Source organism: Phenylobacterium sp. (genome assembly GCF_016793285.1).
GTDB lineage: Bacteria > Pseudomonadota > Alphaproteobacteria > Caulobacterales > Caulobacteraceae > Phenylobacterium.
In genome coordinates, this window is sequence record NZ_JAEUMO010000165.1 from 1 (window position 1) to 11558 (window position 11558).

The window sequence follows — 11558 nt, forward strand, 5'->3', positions numbered from 1 at the left end:
TCCGGCGTTCCTGGCGGTGAATCCGGCCAACTACATCCCGGCGATCGAGGACGGCGACGTGGTGATGATCGAGTCCGTTGCGATCATGGAGTACCTGATGGGACGCTATGGCCCGACGCCGCTGGCGCCCGCGCCCGACGACCCGACATTCCCGGCCTATCAGCAGTTCCTGCACCTGGGCGAAGCCGGGCTGGCGACCCTGATGATGCCCGTCGTGGTCAGCGGTTTCGTCGCGCCCCCGGCCGAGCGCGACAACTGGGGCGCGCGGTGGGCGCGGGCGTGTGTCGAGCGCCGTCTCGACATCGTGCGCGCGCGGCTGGCCTGCTCGCCCTACATGGCCGGCGACGCCTTCACCGCGGCCGACATCTCCGTGACGTACGCGCTCGATCTCGGCGGCAGGCACGGCGGCTTCGTGCTGGGCGACGCCGAACAGGCCTATCTCGCCCGCACCACCGGCCGCGACGCCTTCCGGCGCGCCATGGATCGCTCGCACGAGGGCGTCGCGTCCTAGTGTCCCGATTCCGGAGTTCGCGAGCGCCGGAGGCGAACTCGGTCGAACTTCAGATCCAAGTCGCTAGCGTCCGAACACGGCGTCCATCGCCGCTTCCAGCCGCGCGACGCTGGCCGGGACGTCCTTCAGCTTGTCCAGTCCGAACAGCCCGAGGCGGAAGCTGCGGTAGTCGGAACCCTCGCCGACCATGAGCGGGACGCCGGCGGCGATCTGCAGGCCCTCCGCGGCGAAGCGCTTGCCGTTCTGCACCTCCGGGTCGTCGGTGTAGGCCACCACCACGCCCGGCGCCTCGAAGCCCTCGGCCGCGACCGACGCGATCCCGCGCTCCGCCAGCAGCCGCCGCACCGCGCGGCCCTGTTCCCACTGCGCGGCCCGCAGCCGCTCGAACCCGAACGCCTTCGCCTCCAGCATCGCGTCGCGCAGCCCCCTCAGCGCGTCGGTCGGCATGGTGGCGTGATAGGCGTGGCCGCCGCCGAGGTAGGCCTCCATGATCGCGAGCCACCGGCCCAGGTCCGCCGCGAAGCTCGTGGACGTCGCCGCCTGGCAGCGCTCCAGCGCCGCGTCGTTCAGCATCACCAGCCCGGCGCAGGGCGAGGCGGACCAGCCCTTCTGCGGCGCCGAGATCAGCACGTCGACGCCCAGGGCCGGCATGTCGACCCACACGCACCCCGACGCCACGCCGTCCAGCACGAAGAGGCCGCCGACCTCGTGCGCCGCGTCCGCCACGGCGCGGATGTAGTCGTCCGGCAGGATCATCCCCGACGCCGTCTCGACGTGCGGCGCGAACACCACTTGCGGGCGCTCGGCGCGGATGGCGGCAACGACCTCGGCGACCGGCGCCGGCGCGAACGGGGCCCGCGGACCTTCGCCCAACTGCCGCGCGTTCAGCACGGTCTCGGCCTGCGCAATCGCGCCCGCCTGGAAGATCTGGCTCCAGCGGTACGAGAAGAAGCCGTTGCGCACGACCAGCACCTTGCGGCCGCTCGCGAACTGCCGCGCCACCGCCTCCATCGCATAGGTGCCGCCGCCCGGCACGACGACCGCGCGAGTCGCGCCGTGGACTTCGCAGAGGATGCCGTGGATATCGCGCATCACGCCCTGGAACGTGCCGCTCATGTGGTTCAGCGAGCGGTCGGTGAAGACCACCGAAAACTCCAGCAGGCCATCGGGATCGAGATCGGGGCGCAGGCTGGGCATGGGGGACTCCTTCGGAAACGCCCGCGTCCTAGCGCGTCAGGGCGTAGCTTCCCAGCGTCTCGACGTTCAGGTCCGCCGTGATGCCGTGCGCCGTCACCCGGGCCGAGAAGCCGTCGCCGTCCCGCGTCACGGCGATCTCGTTCCAGCGCGCCGCCTGGTCGTGCGCCATACCCGCCGGCGTCGAGGCCGAGGGCACGCCCAGCGCCGGGATCGTCGCGCCGCCCGGGCCCTTCACGCCGGTCAGCACCGCCTCGTGCGCGTGTCCGTGCAGCACCAGTTCGCAGCCCGCCCCGGCCAGCAGCGCGCGCAGCGCCTCGAGGTCGGTCAGCGACTTGCGCCCCGAGACCACCCCCGCCGCCACCGGGTGATGCACGAGCACGATCCGGTAGAGCCCCTCCGTCCCGGCCAGCAGGCCCCGCGCCGCCTCGATCTGGGCGCGCCCCAGCGTCCCGGTCGCCAGGTGCGGCGCGGTCGGTACGGCAGAGCACAGGTTCACGATCGCCACCGGCCCACGGAGCCGCAGGTGCGGGAAGGCCACGTCCGGCGCGTCCCCCAGCCACGCCTTCCACGGCCCGAAGCCCGCGGGCGCGCCGGCCGCCGCCAGCGCGTCGTGGTTGCCCGGCGAGACCGTCACCGCCGTGGGGTCGCCCAGCCCCTCCAGCCACGCCTTCGCCGCCGCGAACTCCTCAGGGGTGGCGAAGTTGATCAGGTCGCCGGTGACGATCAGGTGGTCGACGCGTGCCGCAGCGATGCTCGCGGTCAGGGCGTCCAGCACGCGTTTGTCATGCCGATGGTGCTTCCGCCGCCAGGCGAAGCGCGACAACGCCCGCTTCGATGCAGAATCACGCCACCGGAAGGGCAGGGGCGGCGGCGGCAGGTGCGGATCCGAGATGTGGGCGAGGCGGAAGGCGGTCAAGCGGAACCCGGGCTTTCGTCCCTGCGGCTTTCCTAAGGGAACGGCGCTCGGTATCAGGTTCCACCGATTTTCGTGAGAGGCTGACGACAGATTTGGAGACGACGGCGCAAGCAGCCCCCGCGGGCCTGATCCTGGGCGCGGGCGACGTGCGGATCTGGGGCATGAGCGCCGCCGAGCGCCTGCGCCGGATCTTCCGGCGCGTGGGCGTGGCCGCCGCCGATGAGGCCCCGGGCGCGGGAACGGTGGTGATCGCGCTGGGAGGCTGGGTCTACGACGAGAGCCTGATCCGCACCCTGGCCGGCCGTCCCGGCTCGGTGCTGCTGACCGACGACGGCCAGGCCGTCGCCGCCCACGTCCCGGCCGCCCGCGCCGCCGAGGCCGCCGCCGCGCTCGGACAGGGCGCCGATCCCGGCGGCCTCACGCGCCTGTCCCTCGCCGAGCTCAGCTACAACCAGGAGCTCCGCAAGCGCGAGGACCCGATCCTCCTCGAACTCACCCGCGACAACGTCCGCGCCGTGGAGGCCCGCACCTTCAAGGGCTCGTACAAGGGCGTCACCGACCTCGTCACCAAGCACGTCTGGCCGGTCCCCGCCCGCATCGTCACCCGCTGGTGTGCGCAGGCGCGCCTGACGCCCAACATGGTGACGTTCGTGGGCTTCCTGGGCGTGCTGGGCGCCCAGTATTTCTTCTGGAACGGCGCCTTCGGCCTGGGCCTGATCTGCGCCTGGATCATGACCTTCCTCGACACCGTCGACGGCAAGCTCGCGCGCGTCACCATGACCAGCTCGAAGATCGGCAACGTCTTCGACCACGGCATCGACCTGATCCATCCGCCGTTCTGGTGGTGGGCGTGGTACGTCGGCGCCTTCCATCTCGGGAACCCGCCGCCCGCCTCCTGGTACGTCCAGTGGATCCACCTCACGCCGCTGCCGATGGCCGAGCTGGCGTTGGCCGTCATCCTGATCGGCTATGTCGTTCAACGGGTCGAGGAGGGGATATTCATGCGCGCCTTCGGCATGCACGTGCATGCCTGGCGCCCGTTCGACAGCTTCTTCCGCCAGATCACCGCGCGCCGGAACCCGAACCTCCTGATCCTGACGCCCGCCTGGGCCCTGGGCGCGCCGCAACTCGGCTTCTACCTGGTCGCGATCTGGACCGCAGTCAGCCTGGTGGTCCACACCGCCCAACTGGTCCAGGCCTTCGCCACGCCGCGCGAGCGCGTGGTCTCCTGGCTCTCGCGTTGATCCGCGCCGGCGTCATCTGGAACCAGAAGAGCCACCGCAACCGGGGCGGCGACGTGGATCCGCTGCCGGGCGTGGTCGTCGAGGTCGCCCCGGAGGAGCCCGCCGAACTCTTCGCCACGCTGCGCCGCTTCGCCGCGGAGGGTGTCGACCTCGTGGCCATCGACGGCGGCGATGGCACCATCCGCGAGGTGGTCACCCGCCTGCCGGAGGCCTACGGCGGGCGCCTGCCGCGCCTGGCCATCGTGCCCAACGGCAAGACCAACGCCCTGGCCCTCGACATCGGGTCTCCGCTGGGCACGACGCTGGAGCAACTGCTGACCGCCGCCGAGGCCGGCCAGCCCACCAAGCGCCGCCCGTGCCTGGAGATCGTGCGCCCCGGCCAGGCGACGCCCGAGCGCCGGGGCTTCCTGTTCGGCACGGGCGCCTTCGTCCGCGCCACCGAACTCGCCCAGAAGCACCACACCGTCGGCCTCTTCGACGACGCGGCCATCGCGGCCACCATCGTTCACGCGGCCATCGGCGCCCTCTTCGGCGGGCCGTCGAACGGTTGGCGGAAGGGCGAGGCGGCCAGGGTCTCGTTCGATCCGGCCGAGCGATGGTTCCTGACCATCGCGTCCACGCTCAAGCGCTTCCCGCTGGGCCTGAAGCCGTTCGGCGAGCCGCGTGAGGGGCTGAAGGTGATCTCCGTGCAGGCCCCGCCGCGCCGGCTGCATCTTGCGCTGCCCGTCATCCTGAGCGGCCGCGACTCCGGCTGGCTGGCCGACAAGGGCTACGTTCGCTGCGATCCGCCGGCCTTCGACATGAGCTGGTCCGGCGACTTCGTGCTCGACGGCGAGATCTACGACGGCGGCGACCTCACGGTCCGCCAGGGCCCGGAGCTGGAGTTCGTGATCCCGTGAGCGATCTCGACGTCCTCATCGGAGCAGAACTCGCCACGCCTGCGCCCGACGCCGTCGTCCGCCTCGCCGCCGCGCTCGCCGATCCCGCCACGGACGCGGCCATCCTCTACTACGGCTCGACGCTGCGCACCGGCGACCTCACCGGCATCCTCGACTTCTACCGCCTGACCCACCGTCCGCATCGCGGCGGGCTCCGAGGCCTCGTCGAGCGCGTGCTGTGGCCGGAGGTGAGCTACCATGAGGTGGGCGGGCTGAAGGCCAAGGTCGCCACCCTGCCGCTCGCCACGTTCCACAAGGCCGCGGCCGGCCGCACGCTCGACACCACCATCTGGGCCCGCTTCGTCCAGCCCTGCCAGCGCGTCTGGGCCGCCGACGAGGCGTCGGCCGCCGCCGCGCGGGACGCCGTCGTCGCCGCCGTCGTCACCGCCAGCCGGTTCGCGGCGAGGCTGGGCCCGGCCGGCGCGCCGCCCGCCGGCTACTGGACCGCGCTCTTCCGCAAGACCTACGCCGCCGAGTTCCGGGTCGAGACCGCCGAGCGCGCCGACACGGTCCTGGCCCCGTTCGCCGAGCGCTACGCGCGGATCCTGCCGCTGGCCTGGACCGCCGCCGGCGTCCGCTTCGAGCGGGCAGGGGACACGTTCACGCCGTCGCGGCAGGGCCTGCCCGGCTGGACAGCGCCCAACCTCGCCGGCAAGCCGCTCAACATCGCGCGCATCCTGAAGGCGGCCTTCACCTTCGCCGGCGCCGCGCGCTACGCGGCCTACAAGATCGCCCGCCACACCGGCGTCGAGATCGAGGTCACCCCCTGGCGCGAACGCCACCCCTTCCTCGCCGCGCCCGGTGCGTGGCTGGAGCTTCGCCGACGCCAGCGGGAGGCGGGCAGAGTCCACTGAGGCCAGCTTTGTCGGAACCGGCTTGGCCGTAAGGGGGTTTTGGTGGTCACAACCAACCCCGGAGCCCCCATGCGCCATCGCCTGATCGCCGCCGGCATCGCCGCCCTGACCCTCGTCCCGTCGCTCGCCGCCGCGCAACAGACCTGCGAGGAGCGCCGCGCCAACCGCGCCGCCGGCACCGTCGTGGGCGGGGTCCTGGGCGCGCTCGCCGGCAGCGCCATCGCCGGCAAGGGCGACCGCACCGAAGGCGCCGTGATCGGCGGTGTCGGCGGGGCCGTCATCGGCAACCAGGTGTCCAAGGGCGACGGCGACTGCCGTCGCGCCTACGGCTACTACGACAACCAGAACAACTGGCACTCGACCGGTGTGAGCCGCAGTTACGCCGAGGGCTACTACGACCGGAACGGCAACTGGATCGTCGGCGCGCCGCCGGCGGGCGGCTGGGACCGCGACGGCCGCTGGGCCATGAACGCCGGCAGCTACGGCGCCGAGACCAGCTACCGCACGCGTTCCGACTGGCGCGACGCCCCGATGGACATCCGCGCCCGCGGCAACTGGCTGGAGCAGCGGATCGTGCGCAGCCGCAACTCGGGCGCCATCTCGCGCCGGGAAGCCCAGCGGGCCATGGACACGCTGCAGGACATCCGCCGCGACGAGCGCCGCTATATGCGCGACGGCCGCCTGAACGGTCGCGAGAGCGACGCCCTGATGGCCCGCCTCGACGATCTGAACGCCCGGGTCCGCCAGGACCGCCGCGACTAGACGGCGCCCTGCCGCGGAGCGGGCGCCCGGCCCGTTCCGCCGTGGAGCTCGCGAAGGAGCCCGGTCAGGGCGGGCGCGCCGGCGGCCGGCGGAGAACGGCTGCGCCAGGCGACATGCCCGTCGGGCCGGACGAGGACCGCGCCCTCGTCCGTCAGGCCGTAGGCCGGGGCGAAGGCGCCCCCATCCTCCAGGCCGGCGCCGCCGATGCGGTAGACGTCCAGCGTGAGACCGAGCGCGTCGCCAGCCTCGCGCGCCTGCTCGCACCAGGCCTGCCCGTCCTTCGCCGCCAGCAAGGTGTAGCCGGCCCCGAACAGGTCCAGGGTGGACAGCTCCGCCCCGCCTCGTCCGAGCCGGACATGAGGCGCCCGGCAGCCCGGCGTCGCGGAAGGCGCGTAGTCCGAATAGCTGTCGGCCACCGCTGGCGGTCGCGATCCATCGGCGATCACCGCCGACGACACGTAGGCCGCGCCGAACTCCGCGCCCAGATGGTTGCCGTATCGGCGCGAGGCGGTCACCACGTCCGCGGCGTCCAGGCCGCTTTCGCCCCCCGACATCGCGGCGGCCTGGATGCGTCCCACGTTGCGCGAGTTCTCGAGGGATTGCGCCGTGATCTCCTGCGCCACGGGCCGGCGCTCCGCATCGTAGGTCTCCACGAGCGACCAGTCGGCCTGGCCCTTCACCGCCATCGCCAGTTTCCACATGACATTGTGCATACCCTGCAGGCCGGTGTTTACGCCCAGTCCGCCCGTCGGAGGGAACTGGTGGGCCGCGTCGCCGCACAGCACGACCCGTCCCTGCATCAGACGGCGCGCCACCGTGGCGTTGAGCTTCCAGAAGCCCAGCGAGAGCACCTCGACCGTCAGGTCGGGAACGCCGGCGGCCGCGCGGATCCAGGCCTCGGCGCGATCCTGGGTGAACATCTCCGGCGACCAGTCGGTCTCGGCGACGTTGATCTGGCACAGCCAGCGCCCCGCGGCGTCGAGCGGTTGCAGCACCCCCCGCGCTTCGGTGTTCGAGACGAACAGCAACACGCCGCGGCGATCGCCGAGACGCGGCTCGATATCGGCGCGGAAGTAGCAGTTCACGATGTGCGACAGGTCCTGAACGCCGTCGAGCGGCAGGTCCAACTGTCGCCGGATCAAGCTGCCCGCGCCGTCGGCGGCGACGAGGGCGGGGCCCGTGAGCACTTCGGTCTCGCCGGTCTCCAGGTGGGTGACCCGCAACTGCGCCTGCCGGTCGCTGTCGCCGCCGCCCGTCACGAGTTCGGTGGCCTCCGTGCGGAAGCGCACGTCCACGAGGCCCGTGGCGCGTGCGGCGTCGAGCATGATCTCCTCGATCAACTCCTGGGACGACATCACCGGGAGCGCCGGGCTGACATCGGGTCCGGGGCCCTCGAAGCCCTTCGATTCGATGGACCCGAACTCCTCGCCGACGGCCGACGCCAGGAAACGGATCGGGCTCTTCCATCCCTCCGGTGTGTCGATGCCGCGTAGCCGCCCGTAGGCGGCGCGGCCCCAGCCGCGGGCGATCTCCATGGTGCGGGTGTTGAAGTTGCGCGTCTTGGGATGGAACGACGTGCCCGCGTGCTTCTCGAGCACGATGCTGCGCACGCCGAAGCGCGCCAGTTCCAGGGCTGCGCCCAGGCCGACGGGCCCTGCGCCGAGGATGAGAACAGGTGCGGTGTCCGGCATGACGAGCCCTCGCTGCGTTGGCGTCGTCATACGTGCTTCGTCTATTTAATGCAACATATGTCGCGTTTATGATCTGGCCAGCGATCTTTCCCATGTTGCGACCACGCGGCCGACCCAGGCTTCGTCCAGCGCCTCGCCGGTGAAGATCAGCCGAAAATGGATGGCGCCTGCGGCCAACGCGAAGCTCGCGGTCCGGTCCAGGTCCGATGCGATCTCGCCGCGAGCGGTGGCCCGGTCGAACATCGCGTCGAAGGCGGACAAGCGTTCGCGCCAGCGCTCCAGCCGACCGCCCGGAACCCCCGTCGCGCCGATTTCGAGGCTGGCGGCCACCACGGCGGCGCCGAGCGGCGTGGAGATGTATGCTCCGATCTGCCGCAGCGTCTGGCGCATGTCTTCGACGAGCGAGCCCGTGTCGGGCGCCACGATCGCTTCCGAGAGCGAGACGCCGATCGCGTCGAGCACGAGTTCCGCCCGACCCGACCAGCGGCGATAGAGCGTGGATCGCGCCACGCCGGCGGCGGCGGCGATATCGTTGAAGGCGAGGCCCGCATAGCCGCGCTCGGCCAGTTGCAGGAGCGTCGCGCGGTAGATGGCGTCGGTATGGCGTTCCGTGCGCCCCCCCGGGCGTGCGCGCCTGCGCCCGGCGGCATTGATCGCGTCGTCCGCCAAGCGGGCCTCCATGACCCGATGTCTTAAGTCGAGGTCGAGGGGCTGACCAGCCGTCACCGGCGCCGTCGTGCGGCGGCTGTCCTCAGGGGCTGGCGTTCGTCGTCTGCGCCTTGGCGGTCGCCTCTTCGTAGCGCGCGCCGCCCAGAATGTTCGGAAGGGCGTAGTTCCCCTCGTGGCAGGCGAACTCGAAGATCCGGCCGCGGGCCTTGTCCAGCACGATCTCCCCGCGCCAGACCTGGGTGTAGAGCGCCGGGTCTTCCACGGTGAACCGGTAGAGCAGGGCGCCGGGGCCCAGGCGCGTGAACCGCTCCGTCACCCGGCTGCGGCCCGACAGATAGAGGCCGGCGCCGCGGCCGGTGTCTCCCGGCCGGAAGCCTGTCGTCTCGACGACGAGCGTGTCGCCCTCCCACCGACCGGTGCTGTGGCCGATCCAGTCGCCCGCGCGCGGGTCCGGCCGTTCGGCGGCGCCCAGCCGCACGATCCGGACCTCGTGGTACTTCTCCGTCAGGATGGCCACGTGGTCAGGCGTCGTCACGATCTCGAACAGGTTGGTGTCCGGCGCGCCCATCATCGGCGCCCCCGCGGCCTGGTTCGTCAGGCACCGGGTCATGCCGCTCAGGTCTTCCGGATTGTCCCGCCGCTCCTCCCGCTTCTCCTTTTCGAGTCCCAGGCGCGCCTTCGTCTCCGCGTTGTAGGGGATGCGGCCGTCGGCGGGGTCGACGATCCAGGACGCGCGAATCTGGCCGTTCACGCGGGTGAGCGCGTGCCCTCGCTCGTTGAACTCGCTCTCCGACTGGCCGAGTTCCTCGTCCTTCTCTCGCAGCATGCCGCGCAAGGCGCGACGCGGCGCCTCGTAGGCTTCGGCCTCGGCGGGGGTGAGCACGGACGCCTCGAGTTCCTTGGGGCGCTGGAAATCGGTGTAGGTCCCGAGGGTCCAGACCCCGTCGAGCGCCTTGGCGGCAGGCGGCGCCGCGACAGCATGGGCTCCGGCCGTGACCATCAGTGCGGCCAGCGCCAGCGCCCGTCTCATGCGACGGCGCCTGGGCCAGGAGGCCCGACCCTGTCCGCGGGACGCGGACGGCGAACGGCGGGCTGGCGTGCTCACGTGCGCGGCCGCAGGCGATGGATGGCCAGACAGGCCAGCGCGGCCACGACGGGCGACACGATGGCCACCAGGGTATGGGTCGGATCTTCTCCGAGCAGGGCGACGAGAATCGCCAGGTTGATGGCGATGCCGAGCAGCGGCGGCAGCGGGAAGAGCGGCATCCGGTAGGGCCGCACCAGGTCGGGCTCGCTGCGCCGCAGGCCCAGGGCAGCCAGGTCCACCGCGATGTTGATCATGATGGCCAGGGTGGCGCCGATGGCCATCAGCGGGACGTAGGCGCCGGTCGAGGCGAGGGCTGCGCCGATCGCCACGCTGACCAGCAGCGCCACGCGCGGCGTCCCCGAAGGCGCCACCCGCGCCAGCGCGGCCGGCAGGATGCCGCTGCGGGCCATCCCGAAGGCGATCCGGGCGACCGACATCACCACGAGATTGGCGATCGCTGCGACCGAGATCATGGCGAAGGCCGTGGTCAGCAGCCCGCCCTGGGGACCCAGCACCGTGGCCACGGCATCGGCGGCGGGCAGGTTGCTCGCGGCGATCTGCTCGACCGTCAGCGCGTGCAGCAGGCCTGCGTTCACCAGCAGATAGAGGCCCGTCACCACCGCGATCCCGGTGAAGGTCGCCCGGGCCAGGTTCCGCTCCGGCGCATGGACCTCCTCGCAGAAGTAGGCGCAGGTGTTCCAGCCGGAGTAGGTGTTCAGGATCGCGCGGGCGGCGATGGCGACGCCGGCGAGGGTCAGCGCGGGATGGTCGGCCAGCACCGGCGTCACGGCGGCCGGGCCGGGCGCGGCGAAGCAGAGCGCCACGATCGCCAGCAGCGCCGCGGCCTTCAGTGCGCTGCCGATGTTCTGCGACAGGCCGCTGGCGCTCGTCCCCACCCAGTTCACCAGACCGCAGGCCGCGAGCACCGCCACCGCCAGGATCCCGGTCGGCGCGGCCGGCAGCACGCCGAGTCGCTGGCTGAACTCGGCGAAGGCCACGGCGATGAACGCCATGGAGAAGAGGTTGTTGAGCCAGTCGCTCCAGCCGACGACCGCGCCGGGGACGTGGCCGAACGCCCGCTCCACGAACGCATAGGGCCCGCCGGCGCGCGGGATCGCGGAGCCGAGCTCGACGAGGGCCAGCGCGTCGATCAGCGTGAAGAGGCCCACCGCCCCCCAGGCGGCGAGGATCCAGACGGGATCGTGCAGGGCGCCCGCGACGATGCCCGGCGTGCGCAGGATCCCCTGGCCGACGACGCCGCCGACCACGACGGCGATGCCGAACCCGAGGCCCAGCACCCGCAGCAGCTCTCCGCGCGGAGCGTGCGCATGGCCGCCCGCCTGTGTCGCCGACACCATGCCCACCGCTCCCCGAAGCCGCCGCTTCCGCGACGCGTCGGGGTAGGTCTACGGCCGGGGCGGCGGTGCGGACACGGCCTCGAAACGATGATCTGCCGATGGTTTGCCGATGATCCCCGCATCGGCCTGCCGCGCAACCGCGTCGTCGCTCAGCGCCGCCGAGCGCCGCCGGGCCCGGGCCTCACCGCGTATGCGGGTGGCTCAGGCCGAGGCCCGCTTCGCGCGTTGCAGGAGGCCGTATTCCAGGCCCAGTTCTTCGAAGATCGCCAGGACCTCGTCGATCTGCTCGGCCGTGTGGGCCGCGCTGACCGACGAGCGGAGCAGCGACTTG

11 protein-coding genes are annotated in these 11558 nt (G+C 72.1%); 5 read left to right on the forward strand and 6 right to left on the reverse strand.

Going from position 1 to position 11558, the window contains the following annotated elements:
- A partial coding sequence (locus JNL41_RS14980; RefSeq protein ID WP_293476269.1) for a glutathione S-transferase family protein occupies nucleotides 1-511 on the forward strand: 511 nt, incomplete at its 5' end.
- Nucleotides 512-574: 63 nt separating this feature from the next.
- Here the strand turns inward: JNL41_RS14980 and JNL41_RS14985 are convergent.
- Nucleotides 575-1708, reverse strand: coding sequence for an aminotransferase class V-fold PLP-dependent enzyme (locus JNL41_RS14985; RefSeq protein ID WP_293476270.1), 1134 nt, complete (start codon nucleotides 1706-1708; stop codon nucleotides 575-577).
- Nucleotides 1709-1736: 28 nt separating this feature from the next.
- Complete coding sequence (locus JNL41_RS14990; RefSeq protein ID WP_293476272.1) at nucleotides 1737-2624, reverse strand: metallophosphoesterase; 888 nt, start codon at nucleotides 2622-2624, stop codon at nucleotides 1737-1739.
- Nucleotides 2625-2716: 92 nt separating this feature from the next.
- Between JNL41_RS14990 and JNL41_RS14995 the strand changes: the two genes are divergently transcribed.
- From JNL41_RS14995 to JNL41_RS15010, 4 genes are all read left to right on the forward strand, one after another.
- Nucleotides 2717-3868: a CDP-alcohol phosphatidyltransferase family protein gene (locus JNL41_RS14995; protein ID WP_293476274.1), complete on the forward strand. Its 1152-nt coding sequence runs from the start codon at nucleotides 2717-2719 to the stop codon at nucleotides 3866-3868.
- Entirely contained in the window at nucleotides 3865-4767 is a 903-nt protein-coding gene (locus JNL41_RS15000) for a diacylglycerol kinase family protein (RefSeq protein WP_293476276.1), read from the forward strand. Before JNL41_RS14995 ends, JNL41_RS15000 begins: the two co-directional genes overlap by 4 nt.
- Nucleotides 4764-5660: a hypothetical protein gene (locus JNL41_RS15005; protein WP_293476278.1), complete on the forward strand. Its 897-nt coding sequence runs from the start codon at nucleotides 4764-4766 to the stop codon at nucleotides 5658-5660. Before JNL41_RS15000 ends, JNL41_RS15005 begins: the two co-directional genes overlap by 4 nt.
- A 69-nt stretch (nucleotides 5661-5729) precedes the next feature.
- Entirely contained in the window at nucleotides 5730-6422 is a 693-nt protein-coding gene (locus JNL41_RS15010) for a glycine zipper 2TM domain-containing protein (RefSeq protein ID WP_293476280.1), read from the forward strand.
- On the opposite strand, the gene JNL41_RS15015 is transcribed toward JNL41_RS15010, so the two are convergent.
- The 4 genes from JNL41_RS15015 to JNL41_RS15030 form a co-directional block, all read right to left on the reverse strand.
- Nucleotides 6419-8113, reverse strand: a complete 1695-nt coding sequence (locus JNL41_RS15015) for an FAD-dependent monooxygenase (RefSeq protein WP_293476282.1) — start codon at nucleotides 8111-8113, stop codon at nucleotides 6419-6421. The genes JNL41_RS15010 and JNL41_RS15015 overlap by 4 nt on opposite strands.
- A 66-nt stretch (nucleotides 8114-8179) precedes the next feature.
- On the reverse strand, nucleotides 8180-8782 hold the full coding sequence (locus tag JNL41_RS15020) for a TetR/AcrR family transcriptional regulator (protein ID WP_293476284.1): 603 nt from the start codon (nucleotides 8780-8782) through the stop codon (nucleotides 8180-8182).
- An 82-nt stretch (nucleotides 8783-8864) separates the two neighbouring features.
- On the reverse strand, nucleotides 8865-9812 hold the full coding sequence (locus tag JNL41_RS15025; protein ID WP_293476286.1) for a hypothetical protein: 948 nt from the start codon (nucleotides 9810-9812) through the stop codon (nucleotides 8865-8867).
- Between the two features lie 71 nt (nucleotides 9813-9883).
- Nucleotides 9884-11227, reverse strand: coding sequence for an APC family permease (locus tag JNL41_RS15030; protein ID WP_293476288.1), 1344 nt, complete (start codon nucleotides 11225-11227; stop codon nucleotides 9884-9886).
- Nucleotides 11228-11558 lie beyond the last annotated feature (331 nt).

What these genes read in the sequence shown, in the direction of transcription:
- JNL41_RS14985 (WP_293476270.1), bottom strand. Translation starts at nt 1,708, where the DNA reads ATGCCCAGCCTGCGCCCCGATCTCGATCCCGATGGCCTGCTGGAGTTT.
- JNL41_RS15010 (WP_293476280.1), top strand. Translation starts at nt 5,730, where the DNA reads ATGCGCCATCGCCTGATCGCCGCCGGCATCGCCGCCCTGACCCTCGTC.
- JNL41_RS15015 (WP_293476282.1), bottom strand. Translation starts at nt 8,113, where the DNA reads ATGCCGGACACCGCACCTGTTCTCATCCTCGGCGCAGGGCCCGTCGGC.
- JNL41_RS15025 (WP_293476286.1), bottom strand. Translation starts at nt 9,812, where the DNA reads ATGAGACGGGCGCTGGCGCTGGCCGCACTGATGGTCACGGCCGGAGCC.
- JNL41_RS15030 (WP_293476288.1), bottom strand. Translation starts at nt 11,227, where the DNA reads ATGGTGTCGGCGACACAGGCGGGCGGCCATGCGCACGCTCCGCGCGGA.